This window comes from Rhodoferax sp., from assembly GCF_018780565.1.
Lineage (GTDB): Bacteria > Pseudomonadota > Gammaproteobacteria > Burkholderiales > Burkholderiaceae_C > Rhodoferax.
On record NZ_JADMJN010000012.1, the window covers coordinates 102,551 to 125,370 of the forward strand.

Genomic DNA, 22,820 nt, shown 5'->3' on the forward strand with positions numbered 1-22,820 from the left:
CGTTAGTCCAACCTGGGCCACCATAATTTCCATAATAGGGAATTGCCATCACATTCTCCAAGTTTTGGGTTTAGGGAAGTTCAAAAAAAAATTTGTCACCAGCACAGCCATCCGCATTTATTGGCACGTATGCCAGTTTGTAGCCAATGTTTTTGCGGGGAGTTGGACGCGTAATCAGTGCCACTGCGTTTCCACTTCGCGATATGTCCATTTGTTCCAATCGATCTGGCAGTCCTTCGACTTTGCAGACTTTCCCATCGCGAGTTAGTTCCAGTTGGTGAGCGTAGTAACCATCCTTGTCAAAGGCCATCAACCTTGCGCAGGTTTTCCCGGTCCAATCGCATTGAAGGCGAGGCCCCCCACGCCGATCCTGCATATTGCCCAATCGCTCCAACATCGACAGGTCAGCACCTGACCTGAGCTCAGTAACATCAAGGAAATATTGCCTTGGATTCGAAGGTTGTCGATCGACATAACGCTCCTGCATCACAAATACCGCCTCATCCCGAATCAGGCTTGCACGTGAAAAGAATGCGTACACACGTGAGTTGATGGCATTGACTGTTCCATCTGGTTTACGCAACATCCATTTGTATGTAGACCACACCCGATTGCCGCCCGTGATGGGAGACCAGGAGTGACTTTTTACCTCTTCAACCTTGCTCATAAACACCAATGAGCCATTCATCAACGGCAAAATATTGGACATGGGAAGGGCCCGCGCAAGAATTTCTTGAGCTGCCGACTCGCCGTCACCAGCAATGTATTGCTGCCAGAGCGTAGTTGACTGAACGTTTGCCTGCTCAGTTTTTCCCGCCTGCAACGCCATCGTGGAGCGTTCAGATACGGTTGTAAACAACAGACTCTTGCCATCGGGTGAATAAGCAATGGAACTATCGGCCAGTTGACCCAAGGGCAGATGCAGTTTGCGAAAGCTCTGCTGAAGGGCTCCTTCAAACAATTCCCAGCCAGTGCTTTCTTGCCGTTTCGCAATGGCCACCCGATTGGCGTCTGGACTCAACGTCACCATGTACAGGATATTTGAGTTTTGGGCAGCAAGCAAATTTCCCATTAACAGTATTCCGGCCAGAGAAACCACCCTATGAAACGCACGGCCCAACCATTTACAAATGCGATTGAAATTCATGATCTCGCCCCAAGGTTGGCATCCAATCCGGAGCCCGGTGCTGTCACCCATTTGCCACATTGTCGATAGCTAATTTCGCACATTCCAACTGGGCTGAAGCCGATTCTTCCTCGCAAAACCCATTGCCTCCGCGCCTTACGCACGCGCACGCAGCGCAAAGCCCGCACCTCCGCATTGCCAAGATCGCTTTGCGCACGGCTAGCCAAAGTGGTGTTCAGCGCATCAAATCCCAGGCGCAAGCCCTTGTCGTCAATGACGAATTCCACCTGGTCCAGCAGCGCCTTGCCTTCAGTCTGCACATACAAGCTTTGGTAGGTGCTGGCCTTGAGCGCGTCATACGCCTGCTGGAAGAAAGGCAGGCGCTGGCCTTCGATGCTGACCGTATAGTTGGTGTAGCCCACCCAGCGGCCTTGGGCCGGGTTGTAGTAGGCAGCGCTGCTGGCGCGTACATAGCGCTCCAGCACCGCCTGGCCGTTGAAGCGCTCCAGGATGCTGAGCTGGGCATACAGCGCAGGCTGACTTGCTGCAAAAGCTGCAATGGCGGCGCCTGGGGTATTGCCATACCCGGGCGTGATGGTGATGGGGTTGCGCGCTTTGGCGTCTCCCATCGCGCTGGTTTGGGCCCAGGCGGACACCACGGCATCGGTCAGCGCTTGGCGGTCTTGCGTGGTGTTGGCAGCCTTGAAGGCGTCCACCGTGCTTTGCAGGGTTGCAGCCTGTGCAGTACCCAAACTCATGGCTTCGCGCATATCGCGCACCAGGCCTGCGCCTTGCATTTGCGGGAGGGTGGCAGCAGATTCGCTTACCACCGGGTTGTCGGTGAATTCGCGGTAGAAGTTGTTGCTGCCGAGATTGATGTTCTTGACCGTCTGGGTGGTACTGGTGGTCGTTGTGTTGCCACTGCCGTCGGTGCTGGTGACTGTCTTGGTGAAGCTGCTGATGCCTTGGGCGTTGGCGCCCAGGTTGATGGCGGTGACGCCAGCCTGTTCGAGGCTTTGCAGTTCATTGGCCTGGCTGATGCCGTCTTGGTTCAAGTCGCGCCAGATTTTGAGATCTGCGTAAGCGGCATCGTTGGCGTCGAATACGCCGTCGGCGTTGCTGTCTAAAGCAGCGAGGGCGGCAAAGCCGTTGGCTGCTAACTGGCCGCTGGGCAGTTGGGTTTGGTCGCCGAAGAGTTCCCTGCCTGAATCAATGGTTCCGTTGGCGTTGAGATCGCGCACCAGCATGCCGTCGTCGGCCCGGGCCCACTGGGTGCCGGTCTTGATGCCGTCGGCGTTATGGTCGAAGAGGACTGTGGTGGCGTTGGGGGTTAGTTCTACTCCGTCGCCGTCTAAATCCAAGACCAGGGGGTCGCGGGGCCAGGTCCAGTTGAGGCCACGGGTAAATAGATCGTTAATGTGGTCACACAAAAAAGATGCGGCATCCCCAGCCATATCACCTACAGCGCGGCCAAACGCTTCGGCGTAAGGCGCAATCCACTTTCCGAAATCGTCGTAAAGACCTTTCCCGAGGTAGGCCGCACCCGCTGCGCCAACGCCAGCGGCCACAACAAGTAACCACGCAGGCGCAGTAACACCCAGAGCAATCGCTCCAGCGGCCACAGCACCAGCCAACACCAATCCACCTACTTCGGCACCTATCATTTGTGCCAAATTTCCATAAAATCCGGGTGTATCTCCTTTGGCGAATGCATCAGCTAACTGAAGCGCATCGAACGCAGTCCCAATTTTCCCCGCAATATCTTTGCCACCAGCCTTCTCAAGTCGGTCATTCACCGTTGCAGTCAGTTGCTTAAAACGGTCTTCAGCAGAGATTGCGTCATTCGAAAGCGCTCTTGCTTTATCCATGTATTCTGCGGCAATTTTCTGCGCATACGCTTCGGCGACCGGTCCCTTGGTGGGAGTGTCATTGAGCCACTTGTTCGCCCGGTCAGCCATATCACGGTAGTTATCTGCAAACGCCTTAGCCGCCGCATCCAACTTTTTGCTGGGGTCAACTAGCCCAGCGTTTAAAAGATCTTGAAACTTTTGAAAACTAGTTTGGTAACCCTCCGCGGCATAGCCGCCAAACTCCAGGTAGCCCTTCCATATCGGACTATCTGGGAACAAACCACTGAGGTCGAATCCGGGGAAATCAGTATTGCAGGTCATTTTTTATTTCCATGTAGAAAAGTTTGTTGAATTAGTGCGCGAGTACCAGCAATAACACCCGCCATCGTTACGAGTAACAAAGGTGAATTCAGTGCTAACCATATAGACACAGTAAATGCGCCACCGCCAATAAAAGTTGGAATGATGTCTGCTCTACTCGGAACTTTCCCAGACGAAATGTTTGAGCTACCATAGTCCGCATATGCATTTAAGTAAACCAGCATGAGCAAGCCGACACCGCACAGAGTCAACAACTTGAGTGTTGCAATCTTCCCTCTTGAAATAACATCTTTTGTTGGTCTAAAACCGTCTGTAAAGCGGGCAGTCCACGCGATGCCCCAGGGAATAAAACCGCCCCACCAAATTAGCAAGAATACTTTTCCGGCAATAGGTTCTGGCGCTTTCGAAAACATGGTTCTGAACGCCCGAAAATTGTGATCAATGGGGATGAACACCTCTCGCACCCATTGGTACTCGTCAAACGTTATGAAGGAAATAACTAGCCCAGTGAGCACCTGAATCAGCATGAATATGAGAACCGCCCTACTAGGGAATTTTTTCTGTACCGCGAAGGTTTTTCGTTCCACATCTGTGTTCATTTGCCGACTCCGTATTGGCGGTTTGATCGTGAATTTGATTTGCAGCGAACGTATCCCGTAGGCCGTCGAACACAACGCGATTCCAGCGCCGCATTGGCCGGATTGTTCAGCGCCTTGACTGCAAAGGTGGCATTCAGCTCATCAAATCCCAGACGCAGGCCCTTGTCGTCAATGACAAGTTCCACCTGGTCCAGCAGCGATTTGCCTTCAGTCTGCACATACAAGCTTTGGTAGGTGCTGGCGTTGAGCGCGTCGCAGCGCGCCGGATTTAATGCCTCTGGCAATTTTTCACTGCTGGATTTAATAGCGGGTTTTGGAGCAGGAGCAACCTGCACGGAACAATCAAGAAATAGTGTTGCCAAGGAAATCCATGCGTTTCTCTTCATGCTGCTATCTCCAAGGGTAAATCGTTCATTGCACTGAGAAATCGCTCGACCATGAAGGGCTGCACCAGTGTTTTTAGTATTTGGGTGCGGGTGCCACAGCGGTAGCTTGCAGGGCGAATTTTGATACCAAATTGACCTCTAGCCAACGTAGAACATGTGCAAACAGCTATTGATTTCATAGCAGCATTCCGTTTAACTGATTTCACTTTCATTTCTCCCTCCCCGCTTCCTGCACCGCCTTGGACACCGGCGACAACAAATACTCCAGCACCGTGCGCCGGCCCTGATGAATCTCCGAGACGATTTGCATACCCGCTCCTACGTTAAGTCTTTGCCCATTCGGGCTGATGAGATGTTGTTGGTCCAGCTCAATGCGGGCCTTGTAGGTGGCGATCATGGAAGCCGGGTTGTCGGTGGCTGGAGCACCCGGCTGGCCATTGGGTTTGGCTTGCCCACTTTCCGTCGCATCGGCGCTGACGTAGATCACCTTGCCGGTCAGCAAGCCATATTTCTGAAACGGAAACGCCGCCAACTTGACCTGTGCCTTTTGCCCGGTCTGGATGAAGCCAATGTCTTCGTTCTTGATCGACACATCGGCAAACAATTTCTCGCCACTGGGCACCAGGGTCATGACCACGGCGCCGGGCTGTACCACTGCGCCCTCGGTGGTGGTGGCTACGTCTTTCACGGTACCGGCCTGGGGGGCGCGCAGCTCCATCAGGCCTTCGCGGTAGGTGCTCTTGTCCAGATTGGGGCGCAGTTGCTGGATGCGGGCACGCACCTCGGCCAGTTCCTTTTGGGCTTCGCTGGCGTAGCTGCTTTGCAGCTGGTTGATCTTTTTCTGCTGGGCTTCGATGGTGGCGCTCAGGGCCGCCACGGTGGCTTGTTGGGCGTCGAGGTCTTTTTGCTTTTCCAGCGCATCGCGCTGCTTCTCGGCGGAGGCGATGTTGCCCATAAAGCCTTCTTTTTCCAGATCGCGGTAGGCCTTGGCGGTTTTGTTGTAGATCGGCACGGTTTGCTGCAGCTTGGACTGGGTTTCCAGCGCACTCTTGCGTTCGCCCTCGGCCTTGCGCAGCAGGGCTTGCTCTTGATCGAGTGCATCGGCCAGGGCGCGACGCTTGGCCAGCCATTGACCTTGCACCTGGGCAAACAGCACGGGGTCGTCCCCCGCGCTGGGTGCCATGTTCCTTTGGCCCAACTCTGCCACCAGCCGGCGTTCTTGCATGAGCTGCGAGGCCAGGTCACCGGCGATGGTGGCTTTGTCGGCCCGGGCCAAGGTGGTGTCCAGTCGAGCCAGCACCTGCCCGGCCTGGACAACATCACCCTCTTGCACCAGGATCTGCTTGACCACCCCAGCCTCTGCCGGTTGCACAATCTTGACCAGGGTTTGGGGCACCAGCTTGCCTTCAGCCGTGGCCACGATGTCGAGCTTGCCCACTGCGGCCCACACCAGCAATATCAACACCAGGGCGCTGACGATCCACAGCACCATGCGCCCCACATGGGCGGGCTCTTCGTTTTGAATCAAGCTCAAGGGGTCGTTCCAACGCGAACGGGTGGGCAGCGCGGGCGGCGCGTCCACGGGCTGGCTTGGCTTGGCAGCCGTGGGCAGACTGATAACGGTCATGCGCTGGCCTTGCTGCTGTCGCGAGACGGGTCGCCGCTCAGACTGACCTGGTCCAGGCCATTGGCAGTCAACTGGTACAACACGTCCACCTTCAGGCCGCGTGGCAGGCCGTGGGTAATGAAGAGCATGGTGACCTTGCCGCGCAGGGCATTGATGGTTTTGGCGAACTGCTCGGCGGTGGGGGCGTCCAGCGCGCTGGTGGCCTCGTCAAACACCAGAATCTTGGGTCGCTTGAGCAGGGCACGGGCAATGGCAATGCGCTGGCGTTGCCCACCGGACAAACCGGCACCGCGTTCACCGATTTCGGTTTGGTAGCCGTCGGGCAAGGACTCGATGGTGCTGTTGACCTCGGCCATCTTGCAGGCGGTCACGATTTGCTCAAAGCTGGCCTGGGGGTTGGCCATTTGCAGGTTGTCCAGAATGGTGCCGGAGAACAGCGTGGTTTCTTGCGGCACCACGCCAAAGTGGCTGCGCAGCTCGTTGGCGGAGAGGTTGGCAATGTCCACGCCGTCAATGCGGATGCGACCCTCGGTGGGCTGGTAGAAGCCCTGCAGCATTTTGGCGAGGGTGCTTTTGCCGCTGCCGGAGGGGCCCATGATGGCGATGGTCTGGCCTGCATTGAGTTTGGCGCTGAGGTTTTGGTACAAAAAAGGCAACTTGTCGCTGTAGCGAAAGGCCAGGTTGTCCAGTTCGATGGCGCCGTGTCCGCTTTGCAGCCGCTTAGGGCTCAGGGTGTAGGGCTCAATGGGGGCGTTCATCAAATCACCCAGCCGGTCCACCGACAAAGAGGCTTGCTGGAACTGCTGCCACAGGCCCACCAGGCGCAGCATGGGCTGCGACACGCGGCTGGCGAACATCTGAAACGCGACCAGCATGCCGATGGTGAAGTCGGCGTTGTGCATGACCATCCAGGCGCCCACGCCCAGAATCAGCAGATTCATGATCTGCTCCATCATTTGCGCGAAGCTGTTGTAGGTATTGGCCAGCTGCTTGGTGGCAAAGCCGGAGGTGAGGTAGGTGGCCAGGTAGCCGCGGTAGCGACTGGCCAGCTGTGGCTCCAGTTGCAAGGACTTGACGGTTTCCATGCCGCCCACGTATTCGGTGACAAAGGCCTGGTTGCGCGCACCCATCTGAAACTGCTCTTGCAGGCGCTTTTGAAACAGCGGGGCCACCACAAAGCTGGCCATCGCAATGACCAACATGACGCCCAGCACAATCGCGCTCAAGGCTACGCTGTAGTACAGCATGATGGCCACGAAGATCAGCAGAAACGGAAAGTCCAGGATCAACGTAACTGCGGTACTGGCAATGAATTCGCGGATGGTCTCGACCCCATGCAGCCGGGCTGAGATCACCCCGGTGGGGCGGTGCTGGAAGTACAACGGGGGCAATTTGAACAAACGCTCAAACACGGCCGAGCCCAGCACGGCGTCCACCCGGTTGCCGGTGTGCAGCACCAGGTACTGGCGCAACCAACTCAGCACGGTGGTGAACACCACAAACACCATCATGCCGATCAGCACCACGACCAAGGTGCTTTGGGTGCGGTTGACAATGACCTTGTCAATGATGGTCTGGGTGAACAGCGGTGTAGCCAAGGCCAGCAACTGAATCACCAGCGAAGCCAGCAAGATTTCTTGCCAGAGCTTCTTGTGCTTCAGGAGTTCGGGCACGAACCAGCTGAAGCCAAAACGACGCCCCTGCACGCGCAGGATATCGCCGTCGGGGTCGGTGCCGTTTTGCACCTGGGTGGTGAGTCGTAAATAGGTGCCGTGGCTGCGTTCGGCCAGTTCCGACAGAGGCACTGCACGGGGTTCTTTGTCGCCGGGCTGCACCAGCAGAACCTTGTCAGCTTCTGCCCGCAGTATCAGTGCCGGGTGGAGTTCAGCATCGTCCTTCAGCCACACCAGAAGTGGAAACGATTCACGGCCAAGCTTGGTGGTTTTTAGTTTGCGGGACTGGGCGGTAATGCCCAATTCGGCGAGGGCAGCGGTCACGCTGGCGTTGTCGTGGGGGGCGGCAAATTGTTGCAATATCAGTTCGCGCTGATATGGCAATTGGAGCAAGCTGCAGCACGCCTCAATGACCCAGACAAAATCCGGCAGTGACACTGCGAAGTGCTTCAAATCGTTTTCCGGTGCGTTGCACCGGGCTCCCTAAACTTTTTTTGTTGCGGGAGTATAGGAGAATGTTTCTGTTACTAAATCACAGCTTTTGTGTTTTTCGCATTTTGCGACACGGCGCAGATCTTTGAAACAATTTGTATCGCAATCGCTTGCGGCTGGTGTCCTTGGTAAGTCTGAGAAAAACGCTGGGCGGCCTCGGCATACGAGGGTGTATGCAAGACCACATCCAGAGCTTGCCGAACACCTTGCGGCGTTTGCGGGTGAACTCCCGCGCCAAGTTTGACAACCTGGCGTGCAGTGAAGTACTGCTCCAATTGACGTATGTAGAACACCATCGGTTTGCCGGCCAGCAAACTGGCACTGACAAAACCAACACCGCCGTAGGTCAGTACTGCATCGCATTCCCGCAGCGCCTGGGCCAACAAAATTTGATCGTTGACAATCCAGACATTCGGCGCTCGCCATTGAGCCAACATGGCTTCTGTGCCGTCCCGCAGCGTGACGCAATAGGCATAGGGCGATGCGTGAATTTCCTCGCGCAAGAGATCCAGCGCCGGAATATCCGCATTGAGATACGCCAGCACCTTGAATGGATGCTCGCCGTCAGGCCAGCGCGGCGGATTGCCGACATCGCTCACAAAAAGGCTGCCAATGTATTCAACATCGGTGCGCGGGCCAAAGGCATCCAGCTCCGGGTAACTCATCATGAAGGTCTTGTCGGCAGCGAAAACTCCGCGCACGGTAGTGACCGGGCTGTTCGCAAAGACTTGGTTCACTGCCCCGATCACCCGCTCGTCGGCCCGCGCATCTGCAGCCGGCAAGCCGGTCCGAAAAACCATCGACGGGTGCACATCTGCCGGTAGCTCAAACGGCAAGGCCATCAGGACCGTCGGGATGCCAGCGGCACGGGCACACAGCAAAGACAAGGGTGCATAGGAGGCCACGACCACATCGGGTTGGCACAAGTCGTAGAGGCTGCGCCAGGCGGCAGCCATGCCGCTGAGGTGGACCCTGTTGGTGAAGCCAAAAACACTCAGAATATCGGCCATGGACTGCGGCTGAGGCCCATTGGCCGGGAAGAAGCGGTCAGGATGAAATGGTGCTTGCAGCACCGTAAATCCTTCCCTCTGAAGCAGTGCCCCGGCGCCACGGACATCGCGCAGAGCAAAGATAACCCGATGGCCTGCGCTCTGCAGTTCGCGGGCGATAGGCAGCAAAGGGAAGACATGCCCAAAGCCTTGGCCAATCTCCCAGGTGAACATGATGGTGAGGCTGGGCATCTTGGATCCTGTGTAGTTTGGGCCCGAAGTGTATCGAACCGGCGGCCAGGTTGAGATCGCGTTATGGCTCGTTACTCTCCCGTGCGAAACATCCGGGGAAAACTCACCGCCTGCTCCCGATTGCGAATGCGATAGCCCATGGCCGTTCGCCCGAGCGTGCCATCGCTCATCCCTGCCTCTTGCAAAAACCCGGCATCCAACATGCGTTTGCGAAATGCGCTCTTGTCCAAGGAACGCCCCAGCACCACTTCGTAAGTGCGCTGCAGCTGAGGTAGCGTAAAAGGTTCAGCCAACAGAAATGCTGGCAAGGATGTGTATTCAACCTTGCTGCGCAATCGCCCCATCGCTGCGGCCAGAATTTGCGCGTGATCGAATGCCAAACGTTTGCGTGACGCTTCGCCCACGGCAATCCACTGTGATTCGGTGGCACCCGCTGCTTCTTTAAACGTCCCGTCCTTGGGTGCGTGAATCAGGGAAAAGTACGCGTGGGTCGCTGACCAGCCGCGCGGATCCCGCACTGCGTCGCCCCAACTGCCCAATTGCTCCAGATAGGGCGCTACCACGCCCGTCTTTTCTCTGAGCTTGCGCACTGCACAGTCCTGCAGCGAGCGATCCTTCGTAACATCCACAAAACCACCCGGGAGAGCCCAGCGCCCAGGAAAGGGATCCGAAGCATCCTGTGGTCGAAGTACCAAGAGCACTTTAAGCGCATCGTCCTGAACAGAAAATATCACTAGATCAACCGTTACCAACGGACGTTCAAACTCCGGTCTGCGAACTGATGCGCGAATTTCTTTCATGACAGTCCTTGACTTTGGTTGATATGGTTGTACTATACAACTTATACAAGGTTGTACTGTACAACCAATGAAAGGACTTCATCATGCTTGGCATCCAATTCATCAAAGCCCAACCCACCGTGCACCTGATGCAGTTCCGCAAGGGGCAAGTCGTGCGCGAAGGTGCCGGACTGTCGTTTTTCTATTACGCTCCCAATAGCACGCTGGTGGCTGTACCCGTGGCCAGCCAGGAAAGCGGTTTCATGCTCGAACTGGTGACGGCCGACTTCCAAAGCGTCACCGTTCAGGGACAAATCAGCTTTCGGGTCCGTGACCCCAAACGCACAGCCGCACTGATGGACTTCTCACTGGTGCCAACCGGCAAGGGTTATGCCTCGCAGGACCCGCAACGCTTAGCAGAACGGGTTGCCGTGCAGGCCAAGGTGATCGTGCAACAAGCGGTGCAGGCCCTTGAACTCAAAGCAGCCCTCAAGGCATCGGCGACGATTGCGCGGGCTGCCCAGCAGCAATTGGGCAGCCAGACCGAAATGGACGCCCTGGGTCTGGAAATTCTGGGGGTCTCCATCGTCGCCATCAAACCGGTACCAGACATCGCTCGGGCGCTGGAGGCCGAAGCCCGGGAGTCCAACCTCAAGGCTGCGGATGACGCCATCTACCTGCGTCGCATGGCATCTGTCCAGAACGAGCGCGCCATTCGCCAAAACGAACTCGACACAGAAATTGCCGTGGAGCAGAAGAAGCGCCAGATCCAGGAAACCCAAATGGAAGCCAAGGCCGCAGTCATACGCCGCCAGAACGAGCTGCGTGGCGAACAGATGGGCTCCGACATCGAGTTGGAACAACGCCGCAAGGAGTTGGTCGTAGGTCAAGCCGACAACATTCGACAGTTGGCCGAGGCCGAGGCTCACAAGGTCAGCAGCCTGATGCAGGCTTTGGACAAGGCGGATCCACGGGTTGTTCAGGCACTTGCCGCTGCCGGCATGCAGCCTGGACAGCTGATCGCACAGGCCTTTGGCAGCATCGCCGAGAAGGCAGAGCGCATTGGGCAACTCAATGTCTCGCCCGAGTTGCTCAATTCCCTGATGAATGCCGTACCGCAACTTCCCGGTGGCGCACGCAAAGGAGCAGCGTGAAGACCTCCAGTGATCCTGCCCGGGTCGGTGGCGTGGAGCGCAAGGTTGTGCTGGTGACCCGCCGAACCCGGCTTGAGGAGTTGGTGGTGCGGCACAACACGCTGGCACAGGCCAAGTTCTACGTCGAGCATCTGGGCGCAGACTTCGGTGACTATCTGGTCGAGAACGAAGCCTACGCTCGCAGTCTGCGCATCACAGTGCAGACATTGGAGGGCTGGGGCCGCTATCAGATGCTGGACCGGTCGATGCTGTCCAACTTCGTCTTCTCGCCCTCTGACATCGTGGTGGCGCTCGGCCAGGACGGGCTGGTGGCCAATACGATGAAGTACCTGGATGGTCAGCCACTGATTGGTCTGAATCCAGAACCCGGTCGCTGGGACGGCATCTTGCTGCCATTCGAACCCAAGGACCTCCCTCAGGTTTTACCCGAGGTGGCGCAAGATCGCAGAGCGGTCAAAGCCGTGACCATGGCACAAGCCCAGATGTCGGATGGACAGACCTTGCGTGCCGTCAACGATCTGTTCATCGGACCACGTAGCCATACGTCTGCCTTGTATGAATTGAGTTACGGCGATCAGTCTGAATTCCAATCGTCCTCCGGCTTGATCGTCTCCACCGGCTTGGGCTCTACGGCTTGGATCAAGAGCGTCGTGACCGGGTCGGTGGCTATTGCACGGTCAATGGGGATTATCGGATCGAAAGGCCAACCGTTCAATTACGAGCCGCTGCCCTGGGATACATCCACCCTGGAGTTTGCCGTGCGCGAGCCGTTTCCCAGTCGGGCCTCCCAGACCAATCTGGTTTACGGCCGCTTTGGACGCGAGGAACCGTTGCGCATCCGGTCCAGGATGCCCGACAGCGGGGTGATCTTCTCGGACGGCATCGAAGCGGACTACCTGCGCTTTACGGCCGGAATGGAAGCAACGATCTCGCTCTCGCCGGTACAGGGCAAGTTGGTCTGTTGATTGACGGATGGCTTGGGGAGAAGTTCTGATTTTGCGCCTTGATGCACTGAGGCATTCGACCTTGAATATTCAATAGGGCTAAGGTGTCATTTACCGCAGGAACCAATTCCGTGCCGCTTGACGCATTTGCGTTCCGAGCGGGAGGATGGGTTTTGAACTGGTATGCGAAAACGGAATTCTTCTACTCTCTTGTCTTTTAGCAAATGCGCTTTTGATATGCGAAAGTCGAATATCAAGTGCCATTCAAAGCTGGAAGCATATGTGTTCCGCGCTCAAAAGGACGTATAAGCGTTCCGATCCGGCACAGTTATGGGTCCGGTGACAAACTGGAAAGCGAAACACTGTTCAGTGTGGCCTGCCCGGAGGGGATCGAACCCCCGACCCACAGCTTAGAAGGCTGTTGCTCTATCCAACTGAGCTACGGGCAGAGATCGCGAGGAAAAAAGATATGGTCGGGGCGAAAGGATTCGAACCTTCGACCCTCTGGTCCCAAACCAGATGCGCTACCAGGCTGCGCTACGCCCCGACATTCGAGTATTGTAACGGGTCAAAAGGCCCATTCCCGAGCGCACCGCGGAATATACGTCGAATAATCGCACGGGATTCGGAAAATGCGAAGCCTGCGCGGCCATCCGTCGGATACAGTCTGCCGATGCCATCTCGACCTCCGCCACTTCCATGGCTTGACCCGGGCCAGGACTTTCCCTCGATCAGTCAGGCGTGGGGGCCAGACAGTCCCGCGCCGGGACTGCTGGCTGCAGGTGGTGCGCTTGACCTTGAAACCCTGCTGCACGCATACAGCCATGGCGTATTTCCCTGGTTCAGCGAAGGCCAGCCCGTCTTGTGGTGGAGTCCAGACCCCCGAATGGTGCTCGACGTCGCCCATTTCCGGATACACCCGTCATTCAAAAAGACCCTGCAGAAATTTCGCAAAACCACGGGCTGCGAGATTCGCATTGATTCCGCTTTTGAGCAAGTCATCCGCGCCTGCTCAAGCAGCCCCCGCGAAGGTCAATCCGGTACCTGGATCGTGCCCGAAATGGTGGCCGCCTATTGCGACTTGCACCAGGCCGGCTTTGCCCACAGCTTTGAGACCTGGATCAATGGCAAGCTCGTTGGCGGCTTGTACTGCGTCGCACGGGGTAAATCAGTTTTCGGCGAATCCATGTTCAGCCGCTCCAGCGACGCATCCAAAATTGCGCTTGCAGCTTTGGTCGCATTTTGCCGCCATCACAAGATCATGCAGATCGATTGTCAGCAAAACACCCAGCACTTGGCCTCCCTGGGTGCCAGTGAAATCTCCCGTGAACTTTTCCTGGAGCGAGTCACCAAAGGGCTTTCGCTGGAGCCCCCAATCTGGCGGTTTGACCCCCTATACTGGCAGGAACTATGGCCATAGCAGTCTCTGTACCAACGTGACGCACCTCAAGGACCTCCCACTGCAGGCGCTGCAGTTTTACGCTACTGCGCCGTATCCTTGCAGTTACCTGCCGGGACGCCAAGCCCGCTCCCAAGTGGCTACGCCCAGCCATTTGATCAACAACGCAACCTATTCCGAACTCGTCAACAAAGGCTTCAGGCGCAGTGGCATGTTCACCTACCGCCCCTATTGCGACGGATGCAGTGCCTGTACGCCCTTGAGGGTGCTTGCCAATGAATTTCAACCCGACAGAAGTCAACGGCGGGCATGGTCCCGTCATTCAAGCCTGCAAGCCCGCGTGTTGAAACTGGGGTTCGTCCAGGAACACTACAGCCTGTATCTCCGCTACCAAAATGGGCGTCATGCCGGCGGGGGCATGGATCAGGACAGTATTGATCAGTACACACAGTTTCTATTGCAGAGTCGGGTGAATTCGCGACTGATTGAGTTCAGAGAAACACTTGATGATGGTTCTCCCGGCGCGCTGAAGATGGTTTCGATACTTGACGTACTCGATAACGGAATATCGGCCGTCTATACCTTCTACGAACCAGAGTCGAACTGCAGTTACGGCACATACAGCATCATGTGGCAGCTGGAGCAAGCCAAGACACTCAACTTACCTTATGTTTACTTGGGCTACTGGATCAGGGAGAGTCAAAAAATGAATTACAAGGCCAAGTTTCAACCATCAGAACGCCTCAGCAACGGCGCCTGGACTCTGGACCAGCAGCTGAATTCAACAGCACAGTCCACAGCATTCTGATTGCACCACCATTCCGCTGGAAATTTCACCAGCTAAAATTGGATTGCGTCAATCAGGAGGACCCATGCGAAAAACAGATTCCAATATTCCAAGCACCCCAACCGTTCAGGTCATTGAGCGAATGTTTGCACTCATGGACGTTTTGGCATCACGCGAAGAGGCTATTTCTCTCAAGGAAATCAGCGCAAAAACCGGCCTGCACCCCTCAACCACGCATCGCATCTTGAATGATCTGGCTACTGGTCGCTTTGTAGACCGTCCCCAACCTGGCAGCTATCGACTGGGCATGCGCCTGCTGGAACTGGGAAATTTAGTCAAGGGTCGACTTAACGTTCGTGATGCCGCCATGATTCCCATGCGCGAACTGCACAAGCTGATCCAGCAACCGGTCAACCTGAGCATGCGTCAGGGTGATGAGATTGTTTATATCGAACGAGCTTTCAGTGAGCGATCAGGCATGCAGGTCGTAAGAGCCATCGGGGGGCGAGCCCCCTTGCACCTGACTTCCGTCGGTAAACTGTTCCTGGCTGCTGATGACCCACAAAGAGTGCGAGCCTACGCCGCACGCACAGGTCTGAGCGGTCATACAAAGAACAGTCTGACCCAATTGCCCGCACTGGAACGCGAACTGTCAAAAGTGCGGCAGTACGGAAATGCACACGACAACGAGGAACTGGAATTGGGCGTACGCTGCATGGCAGCCGGCATCTACGACGACCAGGGTGCCCTGGTTGCAGGCTTGTCGATCTCGGCCCCGGCAGGTCGATTGGAAGAGGAGTGGCTACCCAAGCTTCAAGCAACCGCTCGAGAAATTTCAACCACTCTGGGCTACAAGCCCGATGGAGCCCGTTGAAGTCGCAGAATCAATTGACCGCGGCTGACATCACAAACTTGTCACGTGCGGCGTTGGCAGCCAAAGGCACAGGGTTCACAGTTGCAGCAGGAATCGACTCAACCCAACGCCGAACGCGTTCGGCGTCTCCCAACCGACTCAGTTTGCCAGCCGAGTCGAGAAATACCATGATGAGCTTTCGGCCCGCCACTTTGGCCTGCATGACAAGGCACTGTCCTGCTTCAGAAATGTAGCCTGTCTTCTGCAATCCGATATCCCAAGACGGATTTTTTACCAGTCGATTGGTATTGTTGTATTGCAGAGTGCGCTTGCCAACCGCGACCTGATGACCTGGTGAGGTGGAAAGTTCACGCAAAGTCGGGTCACCGTAAGCCACATTGACCAATTTGGCCAGATCACGTGCACTGGACTGATTTTTGCTGGATAGCCCAGTGGGTTCCACGTAATTGGTGTCGTTCATGCCCAGCATGCGGGCCTTGGCATTCATCAGTCCCACAAAAACTGGCAATCCACCTGGGTAGCTACGGCCCAATGCATGTGCTGCACGGTTTTCGCTTGACATCAAAGCCAGATGCAGCAATTCGCCCCGGCTAAGCTCAGTACCGACCCTTAACCGCGATGAACTGCCTTTTTCAGTATCGACATCGTCCTGAGTGATCGCAATCACCTCATTCATGGGCAATTTAGCCTCACTCACGACCAAACCCGTCATGAGTTTGGTCAGCGAAGCTATAGGCAACACCGCCTGATCATTTTTCCTGAACAGTACTTCACTGGTGTCCTGATCAATGACCAGTGCCACACTGGATTTCAAATCCAGGGAATCATGTGCAGCATGCAACCCTGCAATTTGTCCAAACGACGGGGTTAAGGGCACGACAGAGGCCCGGATGACCGATTTGCGTTTTCCGGAAACAAATGTTTTGGAAACCTTGCGTTTCGCCATGACCGTCGACTTTGATGTCTTGGCTTGCTGACGCTTGCTCTCAGCAGCATTGGCATGCGAAAACGTGGCAGAGAAAACAAAAGCCGACAAACCAATGAAAAAGAGTATTCGGTTCAAAATATTTCCATCCACTGTTTGATGAAGACTAGACATGGATTTATCTCCGGAATTGTTTCTCAACAACCCGAGTTTATACAAAAAAGTCGCGCAATATCAAATACTTGCGCGACTTTCTTAACTAGAAATCAGCGAAATAAGTAATTACCCTAGCCCTGTGCCGCCACGCGGTCGGCTTTACTGTGCAATTTATTGAGTGCACTCAGATAAGCCTTGGCGGAAGCGACAACAATATCCGGGTCAGAGCCCACACCATTGACGACGCGACCACTGTTCTGCAGACGCACGGTGACTTCCCCCTGGCTCTCCGTAGAACCACTGATCGCGTTCACAGAATACAGCACCATCTCTGCACCACTGTGAACGTGAGCCTCAATAGCCTTCAGCGACGCATCAACCGGTCCATTTCCATCCGACGAAGATTTCACTTCCTTGCCACTGACCGTGAAAACAACGCTTGCTTGAGGGCGCTCACCGGTTTCACTGTGTTGCGACAGCGAGACAAAGGCATATTGCTCTTTTTCATGCGTGACGCTCTCCTCACTGACCAAGGCCAGGATGTCTTCGTCAAATATCTCGCTCTTGCGATCTGCCAATTCCTTGAATTTTGCGAACGCGGTATTGGTGTCGGCCTCGCTCTCCAGCTGAACTCCCAGTTCCTGCAAACGCTGCTTGAAAGCATTGCGTCCGCTGAGTTTTCCCAAAACAATTTTATTGGCCGTCCAGCCCACATCTTCAGCTCGCATGATCTCGTAGGTGTCACGCGCCTTGAGGACGCCATCCTGGTGAATACCGGAGGCATGGGCAAACGCATTTGCGCCAACCACTGCCTTGTTTGGCTGAACCACGAAACCTGTCGTCTGGCTAACCATGCGACTGGCGGCCAAAATGTGTTTGGTATCGATACCAAGATCCAGTCCAAAATAATCACGCCGTGTTTTAACCGCCATGACGACCTCTTCCAGACTGCAGTTACCTGCCCGTTCGCCCAGACCATTGATAGTGCATTCCACCTGACGGGCACCGCCGATCTTCACGCCAGCCAGCGAGTTGGCGACGGCCATGCCAAGATCATTGTGGCAATGAACAGACCAGATGGCCTTGTCTGAATTCGGGATGCGCTCGCGCAGGGTCTTGATGAAATTCCCGTAGAGCTCCGGCACTGCGTAACCCACCGTGTCAGGCACGTTGATCGTCGTTGCGCCTTCGGTGATCACGGCCTCGATGACACGACACAGAAAGTCGACATCGCTTCGATAGCCGTCTTCGGGGCTGAACTCCACATCGGCAACCAGATTGCGTGCAAACCGGACCGCAAGCTTGGCCTGCTCAAACACCTGATCAGGGGTCATGCGCAGTTTCTTTTCCATGTGCAATGCCGACGTTGCAATGAAGGTGTGAATTCGGGCGCTATTGGCTCCTTTGAGCGCCTCGGCAGCGCGCGAAATATCCCTGTCATTGGCACGTGACAGAGAACATATCGTGGAATCCTTGATTGCATTGGCAATCCCCTGTACCGCCTCAAAATCGCCGTTGGAACTCGCAGCAAAACCAGCTTCGATGACATCCACTTTCAGACGCTCCAATTGGCGCGCGATTCGCAATTTTTCATCCTTGGTCATGGACGCGCCCGGCGACTGCTCTCCATCACGCAAAGTCGTATCAAAAATAATCAGTTTGTCAGCCATGTGGTTTCTCCTGTGTTCCTGAAAATCCGCAATCGAAAAGTCGGTGCATAAAACAAAAAGCCCGTTGCGGACGCATACGGGCTTTGGGTTTCGGTGAACGCGTGCTCTACCGTCTCCGCCCGTTTGGCGATAGCAGTAGTGCTAGCGAAAAAATATTCATGCGTTCAATGTACCACAAGTTGGTGTGAAAGGTGGTCGCGACCAAATTCCTGCCTTAAGAAGCTATTTATGCAGGCCCCGCTCATCCGGCTCTTCCGTCGACGTACTGATGACACTGGTCTGAACGCCTTTGGCTTTGCGCCAAAAATAAATGACATAGCCGCTAAACCCATAGACCACGAAGACACCAAATACAACAATGGGGGGATCAATATTAATGACCGCAATGCCAAGCGCGAGCATCACGATGACTGCAAAGGGCACACTCTTTTTCATGTGGACATCTTTGAAGCTATAAAAAGGGACATTGGTGACCATGGTCAGTCCCGCATACAAAGCCAGCACAAAAGTTACCCATGGAATCGCAAGGCCCAATACTGTATCTGATCCCTTGATGCCCGACTCTGTCATCAACCAGATAAATCCGGCAATCAGGGACGCGGCAGCCGGAGAGGGAAGCCCCTGAAAATAGCGCTTGTCGACAACGCTTGTATTGACGTTAAAGCGGGCCAGTCGCAAAGCGGCACATGCGCAATAAACGAAAGCAGCAATCCAGCCCCATCGACCCAGCCCCTGGAGTGCCCAGACATAAGAAATAAGTGCGGGTGCGGCGCCAAACGACACCATGTCTGAGAGTGAGTCCATTTGCTCACCAAACGCGCTTTGCGTATTGGTCATACGGGCTACCCGGCCGTCAAGGCTGTCCAGCACCATCGCGCAAAAAACCCCCACAGCAGCAAGATCAAAGCGTCCATTGATGGCCATGACAATCGCATAAAAGCCCCCAAAAAGGGCCGCCAACGTAAACAGGTTGGGCAGTATGTATATGCCCTTGCGGCGCTTTCTAATCACTACAGCTTCACCATCGGCAAAGTCTGCTTCATTCCCGTCATGCATAGAATTGGCCTCCAATTCTCAATAGTAACAAAGGCCACCGAAGTGGCCTTTGTTACAAGGATCAAGTGACTCAGTTCTTGGTCTGGTCAACAAGCTTGTTCTTTTTGATCCAAGGCATCATCGCGCGAAGTTTCTCTCCAACCTGCTCAATTTGATGCTCAGACGTCAAACGACGGCGGCTCAGCAAGGTCGGCGCGCCGGCCTTGTTCTCCAAAATAAAGCTCTTGGCGTACTCACCCGTCTGGATGTCCTTCAGACACTGACGCATTGCGTCTTTTGTAGCGCTGGTGACGATCCTTGGACCCGTTACGTACTCGCCATACTCGGCATTATTGGAGATCGAGTAGTTCATGTTGGCGATACCGCCTTCATAAATCATGTCCACGATCAACTTAAGCTCGTGCAGGCATTCGAAATAGGCCATTTCGGGCGCGTAGCCCGCCTCAACCAAGGTCTCAAAACCAGCTTTGATCAATTCAACCGTTCCACCGCAGAGAACGGCCTGTTCGCCGAACAGATCGGTTTCAGTTTCTTCACGGAAGTTGGTTTCAATGATGCCAGCTTTGCCACCACCATTGGCCATGGCGTAACTCAAAGCCAGATCACGTGTACGACCCGACTTGTCCTGATGAATGGCGATCAGATGGGGAACACCGCCGCCCTGTGCGTAGGTTCCGCGTACGGTATGACCCGGTGCCTTGGGGGCGACCATCCAGACATCCAGATCTGCTCGTGGAGTCACCAAACCGTAGTGCACGTTGAAGCCGTGCGCAAAAACCAGCGATGCACCCTGCTTGATATGGGGCTCGATGTCATTGGTATAGACCGCTGCAATTTGTTCATCGGGCAGCAAAATCATGACCACATCAGCGGCTTTCACTGCGTCAGCGACTTCTGCCACTTTCAAACCAGCTTTTTCGACCTTGGGCCAGGAAGCTCCGCCCTTACGAAGACCCACGACCACTTTCACACCACTGTCGTTCAAATTCTGAGCGTGCGCATGGCCCTGGCTACCGTAGCCAATGATTGCAACCGTCTTACCTTTGATCAGACTCAGATCACAGTCTTTGTCGTAAAAAACTTTCATTCTTTTCTCCGTTGTAAAAAATTAAACTCTCAAAATACGTTCGCCACGACCGATGCCACTGGAACCGGTACGAACGGTTTCCAGAATTGCACCGCGCTCAATGGCTTCCAGAAACGCGTCATTTTTTGATTGGTCTCCGGTCAGCTCAATCGTGTAGCTTTTCTCGGTCACGTCGATGATGCGACCGCGGAAAATATCTGCAAGACGCTTCATTTCCTCGCGCTCCTTACCCACTGCGCGAACCTTCACCATCATGAGCTCACGCTCAATGTAGGCTCCTTCGGTCAGATCAACAACCTTCACAACTTCAATGAGTCGATTCAGATGTTTGGTGATCTGTTCGATGACATCGTCCGAACCTGTCGTCTGGATCGTCATACGGGACAGGCTAGGATCCTCTGTCGGTGCGACAGTCAGAGATTCGATGTTGTAGCCACGGGCCGAAAAAAGACCCACTACGCGCGAGAGCGCTCCGGGCTCATTTTCCAACAATACTGCAATGATATGTTTCATGGGATGCGATTCCTCTTTTCGCTGCCCTCCCCCCGGGGCGGTAACCACAGGGCTTGGCAAACAATAGATTCGTCAAAAGTTAGTTAAAGATCTTCCGAACCAAGCAGCATTTCGGTGATACCCATGCCAGCCTTCACCATGGGGAACACGTTCTCCGTGGGGTCGGTACGGAAATCCATGAATACTGTACGGTCCTTGAGCTTGCGGGCCTCGCGTAACGCGGGCTCAACGTCTTGCGGCTTTTCGATCAACATACCGACATGCCCGTAGGCTTCGGCCAGCTTGACAAAATTGGGCAAGGCATCCATGTAACTGTGACTGTAACGCCCCTCGTAATCGATCTCCTGCCATTGGCGGACCATGCCAAGATACCGGTTGTTAAGCGAAACAATCTTGATCGGCGTGTTGTACTGCAAACAGGTAGACAGCTCCTGAATGCACATCTGCACGGAACCCTCCCCGGTAATACAAAACACTTCACTGTCCGGTTTGGCGAGTTTGACGCCCATGGCATAGGGAATCCCCACCCCCATGGTGCCCAATCCACCCGAATTGATCCAGCGACGAGGCTGATCAAAGCGGTAGTACTGAGCCGCCCACATCTGGTGCTGACCAACATCAGAGGTGATGTAGGTTTCAGTATCCTTGGTCATGTTCCAGAGGGTTTCAACCACGTATTGGGGCTTGATCACGTCGCCTTTGCCGTGGTCAAATTTCAGGCAGTCCTTTTTGCGCCAGCCTTCAATGGTGTCCCACCAAGCGCCCAATGCATTGGCATCTGGCTTGACAGCACCTTCCTTGATCATGGCAATCATCTCGGACAACACATCTTTGACGTCGCCCACAATTGGAATGTCTACCTTGACCCGCTTGGAAATGCTCGACGGATCAATATCGATATGAATGATCTTGCGTTCATTTTGAGCGAAGTGTTTGGGATTGCCAATCACACGGTCATCGAAGCGCGCACCGACGGCCAAGAGCACATCGCAATTTTGCATGGCGTTGTTGGCTTCCACGGTGCCGTGCATACCCAGCATTCCCAGAAACTTGCGATCACTCGCCGGATACGCGCCCAATCCCATCAGGGTATTGGTGCAGGGGTAACCCAGCATGTCAACCAAGGTACGCAATTCCGCAGACGCGTTGCTCAGCAATACACCGCCACCGGTGTAAATGTAAGGCCGCTTGGCTGCCAGCAAAAGTTGCAGCGCCTTGCGAATCTGCCCACCATGGCCCTTGCGAACCGGGTTATAGGAGCGCATTTCCACCGACTCGGGGTAACCTTTGTACGGAACTTTCTTGAAAGATACATCCTTCGGAATATCCACCACAACCGGGCCTGGTCGACCGCTACGCGCGATGTGAAAAGCCTTCTTCATTGTTTCCGCAAGATCCCTGGCGTCCTTGACCAGGAAATTATGCTTCACGATGGGGCGGGTGATGCCGACTGTGTCGCACTCCTGAAAGGCATCCAGTCCAATTGCATGCGTTGGCACCTGGCCAGTAACAATGACCATGGGAATACTGTCCATATAGGCAGTGGCAATCCCGGTAATTGCATTGGTCACCCCTGGTCCTGACGTGACCAGAGCAACACCGACATCACCTGTCGCACGGGCATAGCCATCGGCGGCATGGACTGCAGCCTGCTCATGACGCACCAACACGTGCTGAATAGTGTCCTGCTTGTAAAAAGCGTCGTAGATATGAAGAACGGCACCACCGGGATAGCCCCAGATGTATTTGACGCCTTCAGCCTGCAGGGCTTTGACAAGAATTTCGGCACCTCGAAGCTCTTGGTCGCTCGACGCAGTACCGACAACCTTGGCTGAAGTTGCAGAACCTTGAGTTTTTGCTGCTGGTATTGCCGCTGTCGCAGAAGCAATTTCGGCTTTTGATATTTCCATGATGAACCTTTGTGAATTTCTCTGACGAAAAACCTTGGGTGCCCCTTCGCAAACACTTGTGGAGTCGCGTCGGAACTTAAGGTCAAAGCCATAAGCGCAGTGATTCTTGCGCCGGACCATGACCCGTTTGCCTTTTGATTTGCAATTGGCATTATCGCACTGCACAAATTGAAACACCAACGAAAAGTCAAAAATGACCGGCCAAGTGCCATAATTCGCCCGAAACAGCGCGCGATGTCGTGTCAAACACG

20 protein-coding genes and 2 tRNA genes are annotated in these 22,820 nt (G+C 54.9%); 5 read left to right on the forward strand and 17 right to left on the reverse strand.

The genetic code is table 11. The features are described 5' to 3' along the window. Positions 1-70: 70 nt before the first annotated feature. From IV109_RS16805 to IV109_RS16845, 9 genes are all read right to left on the reverse strand, one after another. Positions 71-1,147: a hypothetical protein gene (locus IV109_RS16805; RefSeq protein ID WP_296699378.1), complete on the reverse strand. Its 1,077-nt coding sequence runs from the start codon at positions 1,145-1,147 to the stop codon at positions 71-73. Next, positions 1,144-2,790 carry a hypothetical protein gene (locus IV109_RS16810; RefSeq protein WP_296699381.1) on the reverse strand — a complete coding sequence of 549 codons (1,647 nt, stop codon included), beginning with the start codon at positions 2,788-2,790 and terminating at the stop codon, positions 1,144-1,146. Before IV109_RS16810 ends, IV109_RS16805 begins: the two co-directional genes overlap by 4 nt. A 503-nt stretch (positions 2,791-3,293) precedes the next feature. After that, complete coding sequence (locus IV109_RS16815) at positions 3,294-3,896, reverse strand: hypothetical protein (protein ID WP_296699386.1); 603 nt, start codon at positions 3,894-3,896, stop codon at positions 3,294-3,296. Further along, a complete protein-coding gene (locus IV109_RS16820) occupies positions 3,893-4,282 on the reverse strand; it encodes a hypothetical protein (protein WP_296699389.1) in 390 nt (129 codons plus the stop codon). The genes IV109_RS16815 and IV109_RS16820 overlap by 4 nt, the downstream gene beginning before the upstream one ends. Continuing rightward, positions 4,279-4,494: a hypothetical protein gene (locus IV109_RS16825; protein ID WP_296699392.1), complete on the reverse strand. Its 216-nt coding sequence runs from the start codon at positions 4,492-4,494 to the stop codon at positions 4,279-4,281. The genes IV109_RS16820 and IV109_RS16825 overlap by 4 nt, the downstream gene beginning before the upstream one ends. Further along, positions 4,491-5,909 (reverse strand): HlyD family type I secretion periplasmic adaptor subunit, encoded by a 1,419-nt coding sequence (locus IV109_RS16830; RefSeq protein WP_296699395.1) that lies wholly within the window; start codon positions 5,907-5,909, stop codon positions 4,491-4,493. Before IV109_RS16830 ends, IV109_RS16825 begins: the two co-directional genes overlap by 4 nt. Beyond that, entirely contained in the window at positions 5,906-8,035 is a 2,130-nt protein-coding gene (locus IV109_RS16835; RefSeq protein WP_296699398.1) for a peptidase domain-containing ABC transporter, read from the reverse strand. Before IV109_RS16835 ends, IV109_RS16830 begins: the two co-directional genes overlap by 4 nt. A gap of 74 nt (positions 8,036-8,109) precedes the next feature. Then, entirely contained in the window at positions 8,110-9,315 is a 1,206-nt protein-coding gene (locus IV109_RS16840; protein ID WP_296699400.1) for a nucleotide disphospho-sugar-binding domain-containing protein, read from the reverse strand. Between the two features lie 71 nt (positions 9,316-9,386). After that, on the reverse strand, positions 9,387-10,115 hold the full coding sequence (locus tag IV109_RS16845) for an NUDIX domain-containing protein (protein WP_296699403.1): 729 nt from the start codon (positions 10,113-10,115) through the stop codon (positions 9,387-9,389). Between the two features lie 83 nt (positions 10,116-10,198). Here IV109_RS16845 and IV109_RS16850 point away from each other — a divergent pair, with 83 nt between their 5' ends. Further along, a complete protein-coding gene (locus tag IV109_RS16850) occupies positions 10,199-11,248 on the forward strand; it encodes an SPFH domain-containing protein (RefSeq protein ID WP_296699405.1) in 1,050 nt (349 codons plus the stop codon). After that, a complete protein-coding gene (locus IV109_RS16855; protein WP_296699408.1) occupies positions 11,245-12,213 on the forward strand; it encodes a sugar kinase in 969 nt (322 codons plus the stop codon). The genes IV109_RS16850 and IV109_RS16855 overlap by 4 nt, the downstream gene beginning before the upstream one ends. 351 nt (positions 12,214-12,564) lie before the next feature. Here the strand turns inward: IV109_RS16855 and IV109_RS16860 are convergent. Continuing rightward, a tRNA-Arg gene (locus tag IV109_RS16860) sits at positions 12,565-12,641 on the reverse strand. Between the two features lie 21 nt (positions 12,642-12,662). Continuing rightward, positions 12,663-12,739, reverse strand: a tRNA-Pro gene (locus IV109_RS16865). A 126-nt stretch (positions 12,740-12,865) separates the two neighbouring features. On the opposite strand from IV109_RS16865, the gene aat reads away from it, so the two are divergent. The 3 genes from aat to IV109_RS16880 all read left to right on the forward strand — a co-directional run bounded on the left by aat (position 12,866) and on the right by IV109_RS16880 (position 15,252). Continuing rightward, on the forward strand, positions 12,866-13,612 hold the full coding sequence (gene aat / locus IV109_RS16870) for a leucyl/phenylalanyl-tRNA--protein transferase (RefSeq protein WP_296699410.1): 747 nt from the start codon (positions 12,866-12,868) through the stop codon (positions 13,610-13,612). 16 nt (positions 13,613-13,628) lie between these two features. After that, positions 13,629-14,399, forward strand: coding sequence for an arginyltransferase (locus IV109_RS16875; RefSeq protein WP_296699570.1), 771 nt, complete (start codon positions 13,629-13,631; stop codon positions 14,397-14,399). Between the two features lie 64 nt (positions 14,400-14,463). Then, positions 14,464-15,252: an IclR family transcriptional regulator gene (locus IV109_RS16880; RefSeq protein ID WP_296699412.1), complete on the forward strand. Its 789-nt coding sequence runs from the start codon at positions 14,464-14,466 to the stop codon at positions 15,250-15,252. A 10-nt stretch (positions 15,253-15,262) separates the two neighbouring features. Here IV109_RS16880 and pbpG read toward each other — a convergent pair whose 3' ends face one another. From pbpG to IV109_RS16910, 6 genes are all read right to left on the reverse strand, one after another. Further along, complete coding sequence (gene pbpG, locus IV109_RS16885) at positions 15,263-16,351, reverse strand: D-alanyl-D-alanine endopeptidase (RefSeq protein WP_296699414.1); 1,089 nt, start codon at positions 16,349-16,351, stop codon at positions 15,263-15,265. Positions 16,352-16,464: 113 nt separating this feature from the next. Beyond that, on the reverse strand, positions 16,465-18,003 hold the full coding sequence (locus tag IV109_RS16890) for a 2-isopropylmalate synthase (RefSeq protein WP_296699417.1): 1,539 nt from the start codon (positions 18,001-18,003) through the stop codon (positions 16,465-16,467). A 222-nt stretch (positions 18,004-18,225) separates the two neighbouring features. After that, complete coding sequence (gene pssA / locus IV109_RS16895; protein WP_296699421.1) at positions 18,226-19,059, reverse strand: CDP-diacylglycerol--serine O-phosphatidyltransferase; 834 nt, start codon at positions 19,057-19,059, stop codon at positions 18,226-18,228. A gap of 70 nt (positions 19,060-19,129) precedes the next feature. Continuing rightward, entirely contained in the window at positions 19,130-20,146 is a 1,017-nt protein-coding gene (ilvC, locus tag IV109_RS16900) for a ketol-acid reductoisomerase (protein WP_296699423.1), read from the reverse strand. A 21-nt stretch (positions 20,147-20,167) separates the two neighbouring features. Next, positions 20,168-20,659 carry an acetolactate synthase small subunit gene (gene ilvN, locus IV109_RS16905; RefSeq protein WP_296699426.1) on the reverse strand — a complete coding sequence of 164 codons (492 nt, stop codon included), beginning with the start codon at positions 20,657-20,659 and terminating at the stop codon, positions 20,168-20,170. An 83-nt stretch (positions 20,660-20,742) separates the two neighbouring features. Continuing rightward, positions 20,743-22,569: an acetolactate synthase 3 catalytic subunit gene (locus tag IV109_RS16910; protein WP_296699428.1), complete on the reverse strand. Its 1,827-nt coding sequence runs from the start codon at positions 22,567-22,569 to the stop codon at positions 20,743-20,745. Positions 22,570-22,820 lie beyond the last annotated feature (251 nt).